The following is a 17422-nucleotide window of genomic DNA, read 5'->3' on the forward strand; positions in this document are numbered from 1 at the left end:
CGTTAGCGCCAGCGCATCAAACCTGCCTGTACTCCGGTAACCCCGCCAACCCTTCCTTCAAATAATCCACCAGCCGCCTGACCTTCGGTGACAGATGCCGCTGTTGCGGATACAACGCCCACACCGCCGTATTCGGCGGCTGATGCCCTTCCAGCAACGATACCAGCGCACCACTGTTCAAGTGCTCAAGCACGTAATAGTCGGGCAACTGGCACAATCCCATCCCCAGCAGCGCCGCATCCAGCACCGCCTGGCCACTGTTGCAGCGCCAGTTGCCCTGCACCCGCTGGCTGATCTCGCGGCCATCCAGCTGCAAGGCCCAAAGGTCGGAACTGCCGATCAGGCAATTGTGCCTGGCCAGTTCCGAAAGACTGTGCGGCCGCCCATAGCGCTCCAGGTACGCCGGCGAAGCGCACAGGTACATGCGCCGCGGCGCAAGGCGGGTGGCCACCAGCCGCGAGTCGGCCAAGCGGCCCAGGCGGATCGCCAGGTCCATGCCTTCGTGCAGCAGGTCCAGGGTGCGGTTGCTCAGTTCCACTTCGACCCGCAGTTGCGGATACAGCGCCATGAAACGCGTCACCAGCGGCACGATGAAACGCTCACCATAGGCTACCGCACAGGTCATGCGCAGCAGGCCCTTGGGTTCACTGGCCAGGTCGCCCATGGCGCGCAGCGCTTCCTCGCGGCCGTCCTGCAGGCGTTGGCAATGCTGCAGAAAGGTCTGCCCGGCCTCGCTTAAGGCCACCCGGCGGGTACTACGGTACAGCAAACGGGTCTGCAGGCGTTCTTCAAGGCGGGCGATCTGCCGGCTGATGTGCGACGACGATACGCCCAGGCGCTCGGCTGCCGCCGTGAATTGGCCAGATTCGGCCACGGCGACGAATTCGTCGATGCCTTCCCAACGGCTGCTCATGGATTATCCCTGTATGGCAATAATGTTTTGGCTTTGCCTGGATTATTCATCAAAATCGCCTGGATTACACTGCGGGACTGAACCGATCCACTGTCTGGAGACCCTGTGATGATCAAGTCCCGTGCTGCCGTTGCCTTCGAGGCCAAGAAACCCCTGGAAATCGTCGAAGTCGACGTGGCCATGCCCAAGGCCGGCGAAGTGCTGCTGCGCGTGGTCGCCAGCGGTGTCTGCCACACTGACGCCTACACCTTGTCCGGTGCCGACCCGGAAGGCATCTTCCCGTCGATCCTCGGCCATGAAGGCGGTGCGATCGTCGAAGCGATCGGCGAGGGCGTGACCTCGGTGGCGGTGGGCGATCACGTGATCCCGCTGTACACCCCGGAATGCGGCAAGTGCAAGTTCTGCCTGTCGGGCAAGACCAACCTGTGCCAGGCCATCCGTGCCACCCAGGGCAAGGGCCTGATGCCGGACGGCACCACCCGCTTCTCGTACAAGGGTCAGCAGCTGTTCCACTACATGGGCACCTCGACTTTCTCCGAGTACACCGTGCTGCCGGAAATTTCCGTGGCCAAGATTCAGAAGGAAGCACCGCTGGAGAAGGTCTGCCTGCTCGGCTGCGGCGTCACCACCGGCATTGGCGCAGTGCTCAACACCGCCAAGGTCAAGCCAGGTGACACCGTGGCCATCTTCGGCCTCGGCGGCATCGGCCTGTCGGCCGTGATCGGTGCGGTCAAGGCCAAGGCCTCGCGCATCATCGCCATTGACATCAACCCGGCCAAGTTCGAGATCGCCCGCCAGCTGGGTGCAACCGACTGCATCAACCCGAAAGACTACGACCGCCCAATCCAGGAAGTGATCGTCGACCTCACCGACGGTGGCGTGGACTTCTCGTTCGAGTGCATCGGCAACGTGCAACTGATGCGCGCGGCCCTGGAATGCTGCCACAAGGGCTGGGGCGAGTCGGTGATCATCGGTGTCGCCGGTGCCGGCCAGGAAATCGCCACCCGTCCGTTCCAGCTGGTGACCGGCCGCGTCTGGCGCGGTTCGGCATTCGGTGGCGTGCGTGGCCGCAGCGAGCTGCCGAGCTACGTGGACATGGCCGAGAAGGGCGAGATCCCGCTGGATACCTTCATCACCCACACCATGGGCCTGGAAGACATCAACAAGGCCTTCGACCTGATGCACGAAGGCAAGAGCATCCGTAGCGTGATCCACTTCTGAGGTCAGCCATGAGCCTGGATAACATCTCTTGCCAGAAGAGCTTCGGCGGCTGGCACAAGCGTTACCGGCATCACTCCAAGGTGCTGGGCTGCGACATGGTGTTCGCTGTCTACCTGCCACCGCAGGCCGAGCAGGGTGAAAAGCTGCCGGTGCTGTACTGGCTCAGCGGCCTCACCTGCACCGACGAGAACTTCATGCAGAAGGCCGGCGCCCAGCGCCTGGCCGCCGAACTCGGGCTGATCATCGTCGCCCCCGACACCAGCCCGCGTGGCGAGCAGGTGCCGGGCGACCCTGACGGCGCCTGGGACTTCGGCCTCGGTGCCGGGTTCTACCTCAACGCCACCCAGCAGCCCTGGGCGCAGCATTACCGCATGCACGACTATGTGGTGCAGGAGCTGCCCGCACTGATCGAGGCGCACTTCCCGGCCTCCGGCCAGCGCAGCATCAGCGGCCACTCCATGGGTGGCCATGGCGCGCTGGTGTGCGCCTTGCGCAACCCGGGGCGCTATCGCTCGGTGTCGGCGTTCTCGCCGATCAGCAACCCGATGGATTGCCCATGGGGCGAGAAGGCCTTCAGCCGCTACCTGGGTGAAGACCGTGCGCGCTGGCGCGAGTGGGATGCCAGTGTGCTGCTGGCGGAAACGCCTGCAGGCGAGTGCCCGCCGTTGCTGGTGGACCAGGGTGACCGGGATGACTTCCTCGAGAAGCAGCTCAAGCCTGAAGCGCTGGAGCAGGCCGCACGCAAAGGGGGGCATGCACTGACCCTGCGCCTGCAGCCTGGCTACGACCACAGCTACTACTTCATCGCCAGCTTCATCGACGAGCACCTGCGCCATCATGCGATGGCACTGGGGCGGCTGTAGGAGCGGCCTTGTGTCGCGAATGGGCCGCAAAGCGGCCCCAGGATTTCGGCGCCACCGCTTCAGTCGCCGGGGCTGCTGCGCAGCCCTTTCGCGACGCAAGGCCGCTCCTACATGACGGCCCCAATAGCGGCTAAAGCAGGTAGAATCACGCCCTGACTCAATCAGGGCGTTTTTCTATGCGTATTGGCCACGGCTACGATGTGCACCGTTTCTGCGACGGTGATTTCATTACCCTGGGTGGGGTGCGTATCCCCCACAAATACGGCCTCCTGGCCCATTCCGACGGTGACGTGCTGCTGCACGCCCTGAGCGATGCCTTGCTCGGCGCCGCAGCACTGGGCGACATCGGCAAGCACTTCCCCGACACCGACCCGCAGTTCAAGGGCGCCGACAGCCGCGTACTGCTGCGTCACGTGGTCGCTATCGTCAAGGCCAAGGGCTGGCAGGTTGGCAACGTCGACGCCACCATCGTCGCCCAGGCACCGAAAATGGCCCCGCATATCGAAACCATGCGCCAGCTGATTGCCGAAGACCTGCAAGTCGAACTCGACCAGGTCAACGTCAAGGCCACCACCACCGAGAAACTGGGCTTCTGCGGTCGCGAGGAGGGCATTGCCGTGCATTCGGTTGCCCTGTTGCTGCCAGCATGACCGAACTGGACCTGCTGGGCCCGCGCGCGTCGGGCGAATCGTTGGGCAGCGCCGTGCTCAAGGCCGTGGCCGAAGACTTCCAGGTCGACGAGGTGCTGGACATTCCGCTGTCCGGCCAGGGCGAGCACCTGTGGCTGTGGGTCGAGAAGCGTGACCTCAACACCGAAGAAGCCGCTCGCCGCCTGGCCCGAGCCGCCGGCGTACCGGTGCGCGCCATCAGCTATGCCGGCCTCAAGGACCGCCAGGCCCTGACCCGCCAGTGGTTCAGCCTGCACCTGCCCGGCAAGGCCGACCCTGACCTGTCGCGTGCCGAAGACGAAACCCTGCGCGTGCTCAAGCAGGTGCGTCACCAGCGCAAGCTGCAGCGTGGCGCCCATTCGGCAAATGGCTTCACACTGCGCCTGACCGCCCTGGCAGCTGAACGCCAGGCCCTCGATGCCCGCCTCGAGCAACTCAAGCAACAGGGTGTGCCGAACTACTTCGGCAGCCAGCGTTTCGGCCACGGCGGTGGCAACGTCCACGATGCCCAGGAGTGGGCATCGCGCAAGGCCCTGCCGGAGCAGCGCAACGTGCGTTCACGCCTGCTTTCGGCAGCGCGCAGCTACCTGTTCAACCAGGTGCTGGCGGCGCGTGTCGCCGATGGCAGCTGGCAGCGCGCCCAGGTCGGGGATCTGTTGGCGTTCACTGACAGCCGTAGTTTCTTCCCAGCGGGCGAGCAGGAATGTTCTGATCCTCGCCTGGGAATTCTGGATTTGCATCCCACCGGCCCGATGTGGGGGGAGGGCCCTTCGCCCGCAGCTGGCGCGACCTCCGCGTTGGAGACCGCGATCGGCGAGCAGCATCTGGCACTTTGCCAATGGCTCGCGTATGCGGGCATGGGTCACGAACGGCGCATCCTGCGGCTCCCTATTGGCGGCTTGACGTGGCATTATCCCGAGCCTGATATCCTGCAACTGGAATTCGTCCTTCCGGCCGGATGCTTCGCCACCGTGGTGGTGCGCGAACTCGTCGATCTGGTGCCGGCAGGGCAGACGGACAGCCCATGCGTATTCTGATTTCGAATGACGACGGTGTTACGGCACCTGGCCTCGCCGCGCTTCACGGTGCGCTGGCGGATTATGCCGAGTGCGTGGTGATCGCCCCGGATCAAGACAAGAGCGGCGCCGGCAGTTCGCTGACGCTGGACCGGCCGCTGCACCCGCAGACCCTGGCCAACGGCTTCATCAGCCTCAACGGCACGCCGACCGACTGCGTGCACCTGGGGCTCAATGGACTGTTGGCGGAACCGGTCGACCTGGTGGTTTCAGGCATCAACCTGGGGGCCAACCTGGGCGATGATGTGATCTATTCCGGCACGGTGGCCGCCGCGCTGGAGGGTCGGTTCCTGGGCGGCACCTCGCTGGCGTTCTCACTGTTGTCGCGCCAGCCCGACAACCTGCCGACTGCCGCCCACATCGCCCGGCGACTGGTCGAGGCACTGCCGCGCCTGCAACTGCCGCCGCGCACCGTGCTTAACGTCAATATCCCCAATCTGCCGCTGGAGCACATCCGGGGCATCCAGCTGACCCGCCTCGGTCATCGGGCGCGGGCGGCGGCGCCGACCAAGGTGGTCAACCCGCGTGGCAAGGAAGGCTACTGGATCGCCGTGGCCGGCGATGCCGAGGATGGCGGGCCGGGGACCGATTTCCATGCCGTCATGCAAGGCTACGTATCGATTACCCCGTTGCAGCTGGACCGTACGTTCAACGATGCCTTCGAACAGCTCGACGGCTGGCTGGAGGGCCTGCTCTGATGCGTGAACAGGACGATCTGCAGCGCCGTGGCGGTATCGGCATGACCTCGCAGCGAACGCGCGAGCGGCTGATCCAGCGCCTCTGCGAGGAAGGCGTGTCGAACACCAAGGTGCTCGACGTGATTCGCCGTACCCCGCGTCATCTGTTCGTCGACGAGGCGCTGGCACACCGGGCCTACGAAGATACGGCACTGCCGATCGGGCACAACCAGACCATCTCCCAACCGTTCATGGTGGCGCACATGAGTGAGCTGCTGCTGGAGGCGGGGCCGTTGGACAAGGTGCTGGAGATCGGCACCGGTTCAGGCTACCAGACCGCCATCCTGGCCCAGCTGGTCGAGCGGGTGTTCTCGGTGGAGCGGATCAAGGTGCTACAGGATCGGGCCAAGGAGCGCCTGGTCGAGCTCAACCTGCGCAACGTGGTATTTCGCTGGGGCGACGGCTGTGATGGCTGGCAGGCGCTGGCGCCCTACAATGGCATCATCGTCACCGCAGTGGCACCGGAGGTGCCGCAGGCGCTGCTCGACCAGCTGGCGCCGGGGGGGCGCATGGTGATTCCGGTAGGCCCGGCCGGTGAGGTGCAGCAGCTGATGCTGATCGTGCGCGAAGAGCACGGCTTCTCCCGTCGCGTACTGGGCGCGGTGCGTTTCGTGCCGCTGCTCAACGGCCCGCTGGCCTGAGCCGCCAGGAATATTAGCAGCAGCAACGAATTCTTGCGGCGCGGCCCTGTCTATCTGGCGGGGCCTGGGCCCTGCCATTGCCGCCTGGCTTGGTTATAATTGCAACAATATTGCATTTCTTATCGTCTTATCGATTTTCGGCACCATGAGGGGAGCGCGGGTGGGGCACACAGTCATTCGGCAGCGCAAGGATCGGTCGGCTTTCAAGCTTCTGCTGATTGCACTGGCCATGGGCACCTTGCTGACAGGTTGCTCCAGCACCAGCTCCAGCGGTGCACGCGTGGTCGACCGCAACAGCGCTGCGCCCAAGCGGCCGGCAGTGACGTCGGGGCAGTACGTCGTCAAGCCTGGCGACACGCTGTTCTCCATCGCGTTCCGCTATGGTTGGGACTACAAGGAGCTGGCAGCGCGCAACGGCATCCCCGCCCCGTACACCATCCGCCCGGGCCAGGCCATCCGTTTCAGCAGTGGCTCCACCAGCAGCAGTACCGTGGTCTCCAGCCCGTCCTCGTCGAGCCGGACAACGGTCATTCGTCGCCCTGCCGGAACACCTATCACCCCCGCCGAAAACGGCGGAAAAACGACGCCAACAACGCCCGCCACGCCTGCTCCGGTGGTTACCACGGTGCCCGCCGCAGAGCGTGCGGTGGGGAACTGGACGTGGCCGGCCAATGGCGTGCTCATTGGGAAATTTGCTTCAAACGGTAGTTTGAATAAAGGCATTGATATCGCCGGTGATTTGGGACAGCCTGTTTTTGCTGCGTCTGATGGTGCGGTGGTCTACGCCGGGAGTGGCTTGCGGGGCTACGGCGAACTGATCATCATCAAGCACAGCGACACCTACGTCAGTGCCTACGGTCACAACCGCAGGCTGTTGGTTCGGGAGGGGCAGCAGGTCAAGGCAGGGCAGTCGATTGCTGAAATGGGGTCCACGGGCACTGATCGGGTGAAGCTGCATTTCGAGATTCGCCGCCAAGGCAAACCCGTCGATCCGCTCCAGTTCCTGCCACGCCGTTGATCGTTGTACCCCGGCCTGTTCCTTGGATGTAGAGGGGACAGGCTCCTGCGTTGCCAGGGAGACAGGCGCCGCAAGAGTCTGAGTTCGAACTCAGCAAAGGACTATAACAATGGCTCTCAGTAAAGAAGCGCCGGAGTTTGACATCGACGATGACGTCCTCCTCATGGAGACGGGCATCGTTTTGGAAACGGATGTGGTGTCAGACGAACCTGCTGTACCTTCGGTTCGGACCAGAGCGAAGTCGGGCTCTTCGCTCAAGCAACACAAGTACATCGATTACAGCCGGGCGCTCGATGCCACCCAGCTGTATCTCAACGAGATCGGATTCTCGCCTCTGCTTTCGCCGGAAGAGGAAGTTCACTTTGCGCGCCTGTCGCAAAAGGGGGACCCTGCCGGCCGCAAGCGCATGATCGAAAGCAACCTGCGCCTGGTTGTGAAAATTGCCCGTCGTTACGTCAACCGTGGCCTGTCTCTGCTCGACCTGATCGAGGAGGGCAACCTGGGGTTGATCCGCGCGGTGGAGAAGTTCGACCCGGAGCGCGGTTTCCGCTTCTCGACCTACGCGACCTGGTGGATCCGCCAGACCATCGAGCGGGCGATCATGAACCAGACCCGCACCATTCGCTTGCCGATCCACGTGGTCAAGGAACTCAACGTCTACCTGCGCGCCGCGCGGGAACTGACCCAGAAGCTCGACCACGAGCCGTCGCCAGAAGAAATCGCCACCCTGCTGGAGAAACCGGTCGCCGAGGTCAAGCGTATGCTGGGCCTGAACGAGCGCGTGTCTTCCGTTGACGTGTCTCTCGGCCCGGACTCAGACAAGACCCTGCTCGACACCCTGACCGATGACCGCCCGACCGATCCGTGCGAGCTGCTGCAGGATGACGACCTGTCGCAGAGCATTGATCAGTGGCTGGGTGAGCTGACCGACAAGCAACGTGAAGTCGTGGTACGCCGCTTCGGCCTGCGTGGGCATGAGAGCAGCACCCTGGAAGATGTTGGCCTGGAGATCGGCCTGACCCGCGAACGGGTGCGGCAGATCCAGGTAGAGGGGCTCAAGCGCTTGCGTGAGATTCTCGAGAAGAACGGGCTATCCAGCGAGTCGCTGTTCCAGTAAGCCTGGCTTCACGGTATCTGAAGCGCCCCGATGACCTCGGGGCGTTTTTGTTTCTGGGGTTTTGGTCATCCTGTGCCGGCCTCTTCGCGGGGCAACACTGGCCTAAATCTGGAGCCAGACAATGTGTACGGCGCTACCCCTGATGCACAGCGTGTAAGCCTTTGCTTACTCTTTATGTAAGCCATCTGTGTAGCTACCAGTAAATCAAAGTCGTTTTCAGATCCTGTTTTTTCTTAACTATCTGAAATTAATGCTTTTTTTGGGTATGTGGAAATGTGTCCCCAGTAACATCCTGAGAGATCTCGCAGTTGCCTGCCTCAGGGAACTCGCTAGTATTCGAACTGTGCACACGGACATGCACAGGCTTTCAGGGAGAAGGCCAGGGACATCGCAAGAAGCGATTTCATCAGGATGATGTTTGGGACAAGCAGGGACTACGGAAAAAATGTGGGCGGGTCAAACCGCCCCTTTTTTTTGCCCGCAGAAAATGAAAAAAGGCCCGTTGCGGGCCTTTTTCGTGTCTGGGCGCTTATCGCTCCAGGTCGGCGATCTTGCCGGTCTTGCCGTCCCACTCTTCAGCGTCAGGCAGGGCATCCTTGCGCTCGGTGATGTTCGGCCAGATTTCCGCCAGCTCGGCGTTGAGCTCGATGAAGTTTTCCATGCCAGCAGGGATCTCGTCTTCCGAGAAGATCGCCTGGGCCGGGCACTCAGGCTCGCACAGTGCACAGTCGATGCACTCGTCCGGGTGAATCACCAGGAAGTTCGGGCCTTCGTAGAAGCAGTCCACCGGACAGACTTCCACGCAGTCGGTGTATTTGCATTTGATGCAGTTGTCGGTGACGACGAAGGTCATTTCTAGTTCTCTCCTCAGGCGACGGCGGCGGCCCTTCCTCTCAGGGCCGCGCGGTTTACAGGCATGTGGCTGCAGGCCAGGCTAATAACCTGCAGCACCAGCAAACCGCGGCGGATTCTACCAGCTTGTAGTGGGCGCCGTTATAACAGGTTCTTTAGTTGATATAGCATTTCGATAGCTTGACGCGGGGTCATGTCATCCAGGTCCAGCTTGCCCAGCTTCTCGATGGCCGGGTGTGGCAGGCTGGCGAACAGGTCGCTCTGGTGTGGGACTTGCGGCTCGTCCTTGGCCTTCTTGGTCACCGGTGCCTCATGGGGCAGGCTGGTGGTTTCCAGCCTCCCCAGGTGCTCGCGTGCGCGCAGGATCACTGGCGCCGGCACGCCTGCCAGCTGCGCCACGGCCAGGCCATAGCTCTGGCTGGCAGGGCCAGGCAGCACGTGGTGCAGGAAGACGATTCGCTCGTTGTGCTCGGTGGCGTTCAGGTGCACGTTGGCCACCAGCGGTTCGCTCTCCGGCAGCACGGTCAGCTCGAAGTAGTGGGTGGCAAACAGGGTGTAGGCACGCAGCTCGGCCAGGCGCTCGGCGGCGGCCCAGGCCAGCGACAGGCCGTCGAAGGTGCTGGTGCCGCGGCCGACTTCGTCCATCAGCACCAGGCTGCGGTCGGTCGCGTTGTGCAGGATGTTGGCGGTTTCGCTCATCTCGACCATGAAGGTCGAACGCCCGCCGGCCAGGTCGTCGCTGGAACCGATGCGGGTGAAGATGCGGTCGACCAGCGACAGCTCGCAGCTGGCGGCCGGGACGAAGCTGCCGATGTGCGCCATCAGCACGATCAGGGCGGTCTGGCGCATGTAGGTGGACTTACCGCCCATGTTCGGGCCGGTGATGATCAGCATGCGCGTGCTGTTGTCCAGGCCCAGGTCGTTGGCCACGAACGGCGTGGTCAGCACCTGCTCGACCACCGGGTGACGGCCCTGCTCGATGCGCAGGCACGGCTCGTCGGTGAAGCGCGGGCAGTTCAGGTCGAGGTTCAGCGCACGCTCGGCAAGGTTGCTCAGCACGTCGATCTCGGCCAGCGCGGCGGTGCTGTCCTGCAGGGGGGCCAGGTGGCTGATGAGGGTTTCCAGCAGCGCGTCGTAGAGCATCTTTTCGCGCGCCAGGGCGCGGCTCTTGGCCGACAGCGCCTTGTCCTCGAAGGCCTTGAGCTCGGGCGTGATGAAACGCTCGGCGCCCTTGAGGGTCTGGCGGCGGATATAGTCGCCTGGTGCCTGCTCGGCCTGCTTGGTCGGCAGCTCGATGAAGTAGCCATGCACACGGTTGTAGCCGACCTTGAGGTTGGCCAGGCCGGTGCGGGCCTTCTCGCGGGTTTCCAGGTCGATGAGGAACTGGCCGGCGTTCTCGCTGATCGCCAACAGTTCGTCCAGCTCGCTGTCGTAGCCGGCCTTGAGCACGCCGCCGTCGCGGATGACCGCTGGCGGGTTGTCGATGATTGCGCGTTCCAGCAGGCTGGCCAGCTCCGGGTAGGTGCCGGTAATGGCGGCCAGGCGTGCCAGGTGCGGCGCTTCCAGCTCGCTCATGGCGTTTTGCAGCTCTGGCAGGGCGCCTAGGGCGTCGCGCAGGCGCGCCAGGTCACGTGGGCGGGCATTGCGCAGGCCGATACGGGCGAGGATCCGCTCGATATCGCCGATTTCCTTGAGCTGCGGCTGCAGCTTTTCGAAGCGGTAGCCGTCGAGCAGGCAGCGGATCGAGTCCTGGCGTGCCTGCAGCACCTTGAGGTCGCGCAGCGGGCGGTTCAACCAGCGGGTCAACAGGCGGCTGGCCATGGCGGTCTGGCAGCGGTCGATCACCGATTGCAGGGTGTTGTCGCGGCCACCGGCCAGGTTGACGTCCAGCTCCAGGTTACGGCGGCTGGCGCCGTCGAGGATCACCGTGTCGTCCAGGCGCTCGTGGCGCAGGCTGCGCAGGTGCGGCAGGGCCGTGCGCTGGGTTTCCTTGGCGTAGGTCAGCAGGCAGCCGGCGGCGCCGATGGCCAGGGTCAGCTTGTCACAACCAAAGCCCTTGAGGTCCTTGGTCGCGAACTGCTGGCACAGGGCCTTGCGTGCCGAATCGCGGTCGAAGTCCCACGGCGCGCGGCGACGGGCCCCCGGGCGCTTCTCGGCGGGCAGGTCGCGTGGCCAGTCGTCGGGGATCAGCAGCTCTACCGGGTTCAGGCGTTCGAGCTCGGCCAGCAGGTTTTCCCAGCCTTTGATCTCCTGCACGCTGAAGTTGCCGCTGGTGATGTCCAGCACCGCCAGGCCGAACAGGCGTTCGTCACCGAGCAGGGCGGCGATCAGGTTGTCGCGGCGCTCGTCGAGCAGGGCCTCGTCACTGACCGTGCCGGGGGTGATGATGCGCACCACCTGGCGCTCCACCGGGCCCTTGCTGGTGGCCGGGTCGCCGATCTGCTCGCAGATCACCACCGACTCGCCAAGCTTGACCAGCTTGGCCAGGTAGCCCTCCAGCGAATGGAACGGAATCCCGCACATGGGGATCGACTGGCCGGCCGACTGACCGCGCGCGGTCAGGGTGATGTCCAGCAGTTTCGCGGCTTTCTTCGCATCTTCGTAGAAGATTTCGTAGAAGTCGCCCATGCGGTAGAACATCAGCTGGTCCGGGTGCTGGTTTTTCAGCTTCCAGTACTGCTGCATCATTGGTGTGTGTGCGGAAAAATCGGAGATTGCTTTATTCATCAATGGGTTACGGGGAGTCGCTTGAAATTGTGGGGCAAATTTGGGGCTTTCCGTTACCGACTGGGCCTGTGCGCATCGAGTGTGGATGCTGCAGTGAGGGAGAAAAAATTTGCCTTGTATTGCCCTAGGTTAACACGCGCCGACAATCGGCAGTACGACGTCATGCGAATGGGTTGCGACGCTCTGCGGAATCCATACGAGGGAGTACTTGATGAAAAATGCGAAAAAACTGTGACCTGTCACAAAGGTTACCTTGACATCAAATGGCCGCATCGCCGAAGATTAATGCACCCCATCATGCACCTTCGCTCGTTGTTGATGGGAGTCAATTACCCGGCAGATGCCGGGTTTTTTGCGATTTATGTGATGGCAATTGGCCACTATTGTTGTAAGATTTTGGCAACAAGAATGAGTCATTTAAGGGTCTTTCATGGAAGTAGGTGCATTAGCCGAGCAGGACGGAACTGGTGTTGAGTCCGTGGTGTCCCAGCTGCATGTGGTCAAGGATGATAGGGAGACGATAGAGCTCACCTGCATCGACCCGGCCTCTGTAGGACCGCTGATTCAAGTGCTGCAGGATGCGCCGCTCGGTAGGAAGATCCGCATTTACCTTCGGGCTAACCCGGGTGGAAATGTGGTGCAGCTGCAAGATCTCATCGAGGCGTTAGGTCGTACAAACGCGGACGTCGAGATTGCAGTTGGCCGATTTGCGATGAGCTGTGCAGCTGTGCTGTGGCTCTGGTTCGCTCTCGACCCTATCAACCTTGATGCTGATCCGAATGAAGGGCGAGTAGTATCGGTCAACCCATTGAAGCCTGCGGTGCTGATGTACCACCGCCCCCGTTGGCCTCATGGTGACTACTACCACTTCATCGATGATTTTAAGAACCCGGCGATCAGGGCTAGCGTTCGTGAACAGGTAGATATGTTTGATGACCTGTTCTATCGTTACCTTGAGCACCAAGGGTTCAATGGAATGCATGCCGCCACGTTCTCAACGGAGCAGGCAACGTATAAACATGTGCTGCAACACATGTTAGAGACATATCAAAGCAACAAAGATTGCTTTATTCCCTTGTAGAGGAAAGGAATCAGGTCATGAAAAGCTTTAGCGCTAGTGAGTATCAGGCCAAGCACGCCACTACCCCTCGTAAAAACGGGTTGAGTGGTCGCGACTACACCCTAGCCCGCGTCCGTCGTTTCCAGCAGGCTGATGAGAGCCTGAAGCAAGCGTGCGCAGAGCTGGGTATTGAGAAACCCGTCATGATGTGCTGAATCCCAGCTCTACGAAAAACCCGGCTTTATGCCGGGTTTTTTGTGGTCGTTAATTGGCTATGACGTCGAATGCCTTGCCATATGTGTTGTAGCTCTGATGGAGACTCGTCATCCATCCACTTGGCGTAGACCTCCACTAGCATCGTGAAGTCCTTGTGCCCCATCTGCTTCGCGATGAACGCAAGGTTTCCTCGGGCAGTTAGGCACCAGCAAGCGTAGGTGTGCCGCGTCTGGTACGGGCGCCTTGGTCGGATACCGGCGCGGCGCTGAATCCCTGCCCATTTCGTATTCCAAGCAGTTGAGACGAACCACTCGTTGATGACCTTTTTCCGTGCCTGGGTGCTTGGCGATAGGAGGGGGGTGACCGACTCGTCTCGCCATTCGTGCCGGTTGTGGTACACGCGGATGTCCCGCTTGGGGTGCTTGGCCACGATGGCTATCAGTGTTCTGCAGGCCTCGACCGCTGGCTCCATTAACAGCACTGTGCGGGGCTTACCTGTCTTGGGAAGTTTGAATGTGCCGTTGGCGGTGATCGCCCTGGTTACTTCAATCTTCCCCGCCTGTAGGTCGATGTCTTCCACAGCCAGCGCGCAGAGTTCGCCTGGGCGCAGTCCGGTGTAGACGGCAAGCGTGGTTGCCGCCACATCTTGAGGATGCAGGCAGCCCTTTGTGACGAGCAGGTCGAACTCCTCGTGCGTTAGTGGATCCGGCTCTTTCTCGCTCATGGCAAAGCGTGTGCACGCAGCGGCGAGCCCGGCCACGCAGTACTTGTTGTTCTCGCACCAGCTGAGGAAACCGGCGAAGGTAGCCAAGTAATGGTTGGCGGTCGATGGTGCGCGGGTCTCGATCAGTCGCGCCCGGAGTAAGTGGATGTCCTCGGGCAGCAGAATGCCTGCCAGTCGATCCTTCCCCACCAGCTCGACGCAAATGTCGATTGCATAGGCGTACTTCTCCTCGGTCATGGGGGTTATGTCGACCGCCTTAAGCGGCTTGTAGCGCTCTGCCAAGGCTTCCAGGCGCTCGTCCCTCGCGCTGCTGTAATTCCCGGCATGCTTCGAGTTCGGGAAGTGCCGCCCGTACTCGAAGGTGCCCACTTTGATTTCGTGAAGAATCGCCGCCCGGAGCTGGGCGGCGTGTTTGATGTTGGCTTTGGTCACCGGCAGTCCGAGTGATTCACGGCAGCGGATGCGGCGCCACATGAAGACGATCCGCAAGTTGCCGCCGTGTATCTCGATGCCCGTGTGCTTGGCCAGCTCGGCCTCTAGGCCACTTGTGATGCGCTCTCGGCCCACTTGTCATACTCTGCGATGTTGATGGTGATGCGGCCGTCTGGGGCTTTTCGCCAGATCCGGCCTTGTGCCCAGGTCCCGTTCTTCACCTTGTGGCGAATGGCGTCTTCGGAGTAGCCGGTCAGCTCAGCGGCCCGGTTGATTAGTACCCAGCGTGGTGTGCTCATGGCAGTGCCTCGATAACGGCGCCGTGGTGAAAGGTGCGAAATTTTCCTGTCTCCGGGTTGGTCGCTTCTATGTAGCCAGGGCGTGACCACCACGCGGCGATGTGGCCTTTAACAACTACCTCGGTGGTATTTTGTCCAACTCGGACTCGCAGGCGGCTGCCAACTGGGTAGGCTGCCCTGACCGCCGCGAGCAGGCCTACTTGGGCCATCATCAGTTCGTTTTCGGCTGTCGCGATCTTTCTGGTGGTAGTCGGAGAGGCCGATTCAACGGGATGGATGTTGAGGTCGGGCGTGCCGCCCTCCACCTTGTCGAGGCTGCGGCAGGCGGCTGAGACCGCGCAGGGTTTGCTGGAGCCCTGGATGTTGACGTCGGGCTTGCAGCCCTCGGCGTTCATTGGGCGGTGGCGCTGGCACTCGCGTTCCTCGCCGTCCACCGTGCCTGCTTTGTAGCCAGCCAGGAAGACCAGGTAGTCGTTATGCGTGCGCATGTGGGCGAAGCCGGTGCTGTCCTTCTCCAGTTCGCGCTCGCCCAGGCAAAGGGGGTTGAGGCTGACGAACACGTCCCTCGGATCGGTGTTCATGATTTACGCCCTCGCATGATGATGAAGCCAGCGGCTTGGCGGGCTTTGGAGCACTGGTCGTGATTGCCCTTCACGCGAGCCTTGCCGCATATGTCACAGATGAACGACATGGCGGGGCGAAGCATGGGCTGCATACCCTTGCGCATCCGGGTGGTTGGGGTGTAGGTCGATGTGTCGATCACAGCGAATACCTCTCATGGACTCGGCGAGCGTTTGGGCTCAGGGCCAGGTGCTCAAAGTTTGCGGCGCTGCCAACTGTCGGCAGCGTTCCTGTCGCAGGGTGGTAGGCGGTGCTGCCGCGATGCAGCTCGACCAGGGTGGCGGTCAGTGCTACAGCGAGTGCAAGGCTGATCAGCTGCCAGGTGCGTGTCGCGTTAGGCACGTTGGCAGCCCTCGTTGCGCTGGCTGAGCACCTGCTTGCTGGCAACCTCGAAAAGTTCGTCGGCGGATACCGGCGTGACGGACTGCTCGCAATTGCACGCGGCGTCAAACCGAGAGCGATACAGCCCGGCCTGGCCGAGCCAAGCGACGCCATTGTGTTCGGCGTTGGACACTGGGCAGCCTTGGGCTTCAGGGACAGTACCTTCGTGGGTGCGCCTGCACTTCCTGCAGTGATACAGGCCGCCGTCGTCGCCCTCGCTCATGTACCAATCATGGCGGTTCGTGCTCATGCGGCCTCCTGCTGGTACAGGTCGATCAGGTCTTTCGCGTTGGCGGCGATCAAACTGCGGAGGGGCTGAGTCGTCATGCTGCAGCTCCCGTGTTGCTGCCGTTGGCGGGGGTGCTGCGCAGTTGGGCGTGGATCCGCTTGGCCAAGTCGTCAATGACGTCAGCCTGGGCACCTGCTCGCTTTTCCTCGGCTTCGGTCCTCAAGGCTTTGAATGTGCGCTGAGCCAGGCGCATCGTGGACGAAGCGCTGATCAGCTTCTCGTAGTCCACCTTGGTCACCGCGAGGCCCGTATACGACATGATTCGAGCCTCAAGCTCCCTGATGCTTGCCTTGAGTGCGGTGATGCTTGCTTGGCGTGCGGCAAGCTCCACGTTGCCGGTTTGCTGAGTGCGCAGCAGCTCTGCGCGTAGATCGTCGAGGGCCTGCTTGGCTTCCTTGAGCTGCAGGCTCAAGGTCTGGTCGTGGAAGGTTTTACCGGCCTCGAAGCCTCGGGCATAAGCAAGGCGACGTGCTTTGGCGATCAGGAAAGGAAGGATGATCAGGGTGATCATCCAGCCAATACCGGCGGCGAGTGCATACTGATGTGGTTGCATGTGCTGTGCTCCATAGTGCCCAGCACCGGCCGGTGTTGTGGTGATGGCCTGGTGCTTGATGCGATGCCCCTGATGGCCGGGGCCGCCTCTGCTATGCCGTCTGCTTCGCTTGGGTGTCGAGGTAGTCGGCGAGGTCGTGCAGGTAAATCACGTACTGCGCTCGGGCTGAGTGGTGCAGCTTTGTAGGCTTCAGCCCAATCTTTCCGGCGTTGATCAACTCCCTGAACCGGCGGTCTGTCTTGATGTGGGGGAAGTAGTGCTCACGCACCGCAGTCAATGTCGGGCAGGGAGTTGTCCACTGCTTGCGTAGCTGCCCAAGCGTATCGGTCATGGGTGCTCCCCACGCCCCACGGGGATTTGGCCGAGCTTGGTGCGCACTTCTTCGGCCAGCGCGGTCTTGCAGCTGCCGTATGCAGTCGCGTAGACCTCTCCCTGATCATTGGTCACAACGGTGCCGAAGGGGCGGTGCTCGTCGGTTGTGGGAGTGATGTAGGCATGCAAGCCGTCTGGTAATACCTGGCTCACACAGTCCAGCGCTTCCATCAGGGCGATAGCGCGCTGGATCTGTTGTCCTGACTCAGTCCGGCCATTGGCCACGTCCTGCAGAAAGTCGCGCAGGGACATGTACTTGGTCGAGTCGCCGCGGCGCAGCGTGATCGAACCCGTGAACGGACCGAAGCGGACCTGCAGGTGATGATCGCGGTCGTCGTTCTCCACCTGGATGTGAGCATCAACGATGGTTTCAGGGCGTCGCAGCGGGCAGGTGGCGCTGCCGCCGTGCTCCAACGTCCCTTCCAGAAGCATCACTCGACGCAGATTGATGGTGAATTCGTTCATGCCTCACCCCCATTGGGGATGGCGCGGACATGACCGGCAGGGGAGACGACCAAGCGAAGCCCGGTAGAGCGTTGAAAGGCTTCGACGGTGGAGGGGCGGTTGCAGGTGGTTGGGTGCAGGTAGACCTTACACCCACTGTTTGGCTGTGCAGTTGGCATTTCTGGACCTCGGTGGTGA

The 17422-nt window shown here is 62.1% G+C and carries 20 protein-coding genes; 10 read left to right on the top strand and 10 right to left on the bottom strand.

Annotated features, from left to right (window positions below; all coding sequences use genetic code 11):
- Positions 1 to 16: 16 nt before the first annotated feature.
- Entirely contained in the window at positions 17 to 913 is an 897-nt protein-coding gene (locus ACLEJU_RS02625; protein WP_435422473.1) for a LysR substrate-binding domain-containing protein, read from the bottom strand.
- A 108-nt stretch (positions 914 to 1021) separates the two neighbouring features.
- Here ACLEJU_RS02625 and ACLEJU_RS02630 point away from each other — a divergent pair, with 108 nt between their 5' ends.
- The 8 genes from ACLEJU_RS02630 to rpoS all read left to right on the top strand — a co-directional run bounded on the left by ACLEJU_RS02630 (position 1022) and on the right by rpoS (position 8254).
- Positions 1022 to 2134, top strand: a complete 1113-nt coding sequence (locus tag ACLEJU_RS02630) for an S-(hydroxymethyl)glutathione dehydrogenase/class III alcohol dehydrogenase (protein ID WP_103445319.1) — start codon at positions 1022 to 1024, stop codon at positions 2132 to 2134.
- Positions 2135 to 2142: 8 nt separating this feature from the next.
- The gene (gene fghA / locus ACLEJU_RS02635) at positions 2143 to 2997 is read left to right on the top strand and encodes an S-formylglutathione hydrolase (RefSeq protein ID WP_435422472.1); all 855 of its coding nucleotides are present in this window, start codon (positions 2143 to 2145) and stop codon (positions 2995 to 2997) included.
- A gap of 176 nt (positions 2998 to 3173) precedes the next feature.
- Positions 3174 to 3647, top strand: a complete 474-nt coding sequence (gene ispF / locus ACLEJU_RS02640; RefSeq protein WP_167069080.1) for a 2-C-methyl-D-erythritol 2,4-cyclodiphosphate synthase — start codon at positions 3174 to 3176, stop codon at positions 3645 to 3647.
- Positions 3644 to 4702 carry a tRNA pseudouridine(13) synthase TruD gene (gene truD / locus ACLEJU_RS02645; RefSeq protein WP_435422471.1) on the top strand — a complete coding sequence of 353 codons (1059 nt, stop codon included), beginning with the start codon at positions 3644 to 3646 and terminating at the stop codon, positions 4700 to 4702. Before ispF ends, truD begins: the two co-directional genes overlap by 4 nt.
- Positions 4690 to 5439 (top strand): 5'/3'-nucleotidase SurE, encoded by a 750-nt coding sequence (gene surE / locus ACLEJU_RS02650; protein ID WP_435422470.1) that lies wholly within the window; start codon positions 4690 to 4692, stop codon positions 5437 to 5439. Before truD ends, surE begins: the two co-directional genes overlap by 13 nt.
- A 41-nt stretch (positions 5440 to 5480) precedes the next feature.
- Positions 5481 to 6119: a protein-L-isoaspartate(D-aspartate) O-methyltransferase gene (locus ACLEJU_RS02655; RefSeq protein WP_163986011.1), complete on the top strand. Its 639-nt coding sequence runs from the start codon at positions 5481 to 5483 to the stop codon at positions 6117 to 6119.
- Positions 6120 to 6279: 160 nt separating this feature from the next.
- Positions 6280 to 7137: a peptidoglycan DD-metalloendopeptidase family protein gene (locus ACLEJU_RS02660; RefSeq protein WP_435422469.1), complete on the top strand. Its 858-nt coding sequence runs from the start codon at positions 6280 to 6282 to the stop codon at positions 7135 to 7137.
- A gap of 109 nt (positions 7138 to 7246) precedes the next feature.
- Positions 7247 to 8254 carry an RNA polymerase sigma factor RpoS gene (rpoS, locus tag ACLEJU_RS02665; RefSeq protein ID WP_016392283.1) on the top strand — a complete coding sequence of 336 codons (1008 nt, stop codon included), beginning with the start codon at positions 7247 to 7249 and terminating at the stop codon, positions 8252 to 8254.
- A 529-nt stretch (positions 8255 to 8783) separates the two neighbouring features.
- Here the strand turns inward: rpoS and fdxA are convergent.
- Together fdxA and mutS are read right to left on the bottom strand one after the other, a co-directional pair.
- Positions 8784 to 9107, bottom strand: coding sequence for a ferredoxin FdxA (gene fdxA / locus ACLEJU_RS02670; RefSeq protein ID WP_051097441.1), 324 nt, complete (start codon positions 9105 to 9107; stop codon positions 8784 to 8786).
- 140 nt (positions 9108 to 9247) lie between these two features.
- Positions 9248 to 11821, bottom strand: coding sequence for a DNA mismatch repair protein MutS (gene mutS, locus ACLEJU_RS02675; protein WP_435422492.1), 2574 nt, complete (start codon positions 11819 to 11821; stop codon positions 9248 to 9250).
- Between the two features lie 442 nt (positions 11822 to 12263).
- On the opposite strand from mutS, the gene ACLEJU_RS02680 reads away from it, so the two are divergent.
- Entirely contained in the window at positions 12264 to 12914 is a 651-nt protein-coding gene (locus ACLEJU_RS02680) for a hypothetical protein (protein ID WP_435422468.1), read from the top strand.
- Between the two features lie 17 nt (positions 12915 to 12931).
- Positions 12932 to 13108 (top strand): hypothetical protein, encoded by a 177-nt coding sequence (locus ACLEJU_RS02685; protein WP_435422467.1) that lies wholly within the window; start codon positions 12932 to 12934, stop codon positions 13106 to 13108.
- A gap of 26 nt (positions 13109 to 13134) precedes the next feature.
- Here ACLEJU_RS02685 and ACLEJU_RS02690 read toward each other — a convergent pair whose 3' ends face one another.
- The 7 genes from ACLEJU_RS02690 to ACLEJU_RS02720 all read right to left on the bottom strand — a co-directional run bounded on the left by ACLEJU_RS02690 (position 13135) and on the right by ACLEJU_RS02720 (position 17245).
- Complete coding sequence (locus tag ACLEJU_RS02690) at positions 13135 to 14400, bottom strand: Arm DNA-binding domain-containing protein (RefSeq protein ID WP_435422466.1); 1266 nt, start codon at positions 14398 to 14400, stop codon at positions 13135 to 13137.
- The gene (locus ACLEJU_RS02695; protein ID WP_060495023.1) at positions 14370 to 14564 is read right to left on the bottom strand and encodes a hypothetical protein; all 195 of its coding nucleotides are present in this window, start codon (positions 14562 to 14564) and stop codon (positions 14370 to 14372) included. Before ACLEJU_RS02695 ends, ACLEJU_RS02690 begins: the two co-directional genes overlap by 31 nt.
- Positions 14561 to 15145, bottom strand: coding sequence for a hypothetical protein (locus tag ACLEJU_RS02700; protein WP_435422465.1), 585 nt, complete (start codon positions 15143 to 15145; stop codon positions 14561 to 14563). Before ACLEJU_RS02700 ends, ACLEJU_RS02695 begins: the two co-directional genes overlap by 4 nt.
- A gap of 374 nt (positions 15146 to 15519) precedes the next feature.
- Positions 15520 to 15816, bottom strand: coding sequence for a hypothetical protein (locus ACLEJU_RS02705; protein WP_435422464.1), 297 nt, complete (start codon positions 15814 to 15816; stop codon positions 15520 to 15522).
- Positions 15817 to 15889: 73 nt separating this feature from the next.
- Positions 15890 to 16366 carry a hypothetical protein gene (locus tag ACLEJU_RS02710; protein ID WP_440776670.1) on the bottom strand — a complete coding sequence of 159 codons (477 nt, stop codon included), beginning with the start codon at positions 16364 to 16366 and terminating at the stop codon, positions 15890 to 15892.
- 133 nt (positions 16367 to 16499) lie between these two features.
- Positions 16500 to 16739: a pyocin activator PrtN family protein gene (locus ACLEJU_RS02715; RefSeq protein WP_110631362.1), complete on the bottom strand. Its 240-nt coding sequence runs from the start codon at positions 16737 to 16739 to the stop codon at positions 16500 to 16502.
- Positions 16736 to 17245, bottom strand: a complete 510-nt coding sequence (locus ACLEJU_RS02720; RefSeq protein WP_435422462.1) for a hypothetical protein — start codon at positions 17243 to 17245, stop codon at positions 16736 to 16738. Before ACLEJU_RS02720 ends, ACLEJU_RS02715 begins: the two co-directional genes overlap by 4 nt.
- Between the last annotated feature and the right edge of the window lie 177 nt (positions 17246 to 17422).

Origin of the sequence: Pseudomonas sp. SMN11 (assembly GCF_052041945.1) — a bacterium.
Classification (GTDB): domain Bacteria; phylum Pseudomonadota; class Gammaproteobacteria; order Pseudomonadales; family Pseudomonadaceae; genus Aquipseudomonas.

Coding starts and splice junctions, on each gene's coding strand:
- ACLEJU_RS02625 (WP_435422473.1), bottom strand. CDS start 913: ATGAGCAGCCGTTGGGAAGGCATCGACGAATTCGTCGCCGTGGCCGAA.
- ACLEJU_RS02630 (WP_103445319.1), top strand. CDS start 1,022: ATGATCAAGTCCCGTGCTGCCGTTGCCTTCGAGGCCAAGAAACCCCTG.
- fghA (WP_435422472.1), top strand. CDS start 2,143: ATGAGCCTGGATAACATCTCTTGCCAGAAGAGCTTCGGCGGCTGGCAC.
- ispF (WP_167069080.1), top strand. CDS start 3,174: ATGCGTATTGGCCACGGCTACGATGTGCACCGTTTCTGCGACGGTGAT.
- truD (WP_435422471.1), top strand. CDS start 3,644: ATGACCGAACTGGACCTGCTGGGCCCGCGCGCGTCGGGCGAATCGTTG.
- surE (WP_435422470.1), top strand. CDS start 4,690: ATGCGTATTCTGATTTCGAATGACGACGGTGTTACGGCACCTGGCCTC.
- ACLEJU_RS02655 (WP_163986011.1), top strand. CDS start 5,481: ATGACCTCGCAGCGAACGCGCGAGCGGCTGATCCAGCGCCTCTGCGAG.
- rpoS (WP_016392283.1), top strand. CDS start 7,247: ATGGCTCTCAGTAAAGAAGCGCCGGAGTTTGACATCGACGATGACGTC.
- fdxA (WP_051097441.1), bottom strand. CDS start 9,107: ATGACCTTCGTCGTCACCGACAACTGCATCAAATGCAAATACACCGAC.
- ACLEJU_RS02680 (WP_435422468.1), top strand. CDS start 12,264: ATGGAAGTAGGTGCATTAGCCGAGCAGGACGGAACTGGTGTTGAGTCC.
- ACLEJU_RS02685 (WP_435422467.1), top strand. CDS start 12,932: ATGAAAAGCTTTAGCGCTAGTGAGTATCAGGCCAAGCACGCCACTACC.
- ACLEJU_RS02695 (WP_060495023.1), bottom strand. CDS start 14,564: ATGAGCACACCACGCTGGGTACTAATCAACCGGGCCGCTGAGCTGACC.
- ACLEJU_RS02700 (WP_435422465.1), bottom strand. CDS start 15,145: ATGAACACCGATCCGAGGGACGTGTTCGTCAGCCTCAACCCCCTTTGC.
- ACLEJU_RS02705 (WP_435422464.1), bottom strand. CDS start 15,816: ATGAGCACGAACCGCCATGATTGGTACATGAGCGAGGGCGACGACGGC.
- ACLEJU_RS02710 (WP_440776670.1), bottom strand. CDS start 16,366: ATGATCACCCTGATCATCCTTCCTTTCCTGATCGCCAAAGCACGTCGC.
- ACLEJU_RS02715 (WP_110631362.1), bottom strand. CDS start 16,739: ATGACCGATACGCTTGGGCAGCTACGCAAGCAGTGGACAACTCCCTGC.
- ACLEJU_RS02720 (WP_435422462.1), bottom strand. CDS start 17,245: ATGAACGAATTCACCATCAATCTGCGTCGAGTGATGCTTCTGGAAGGG.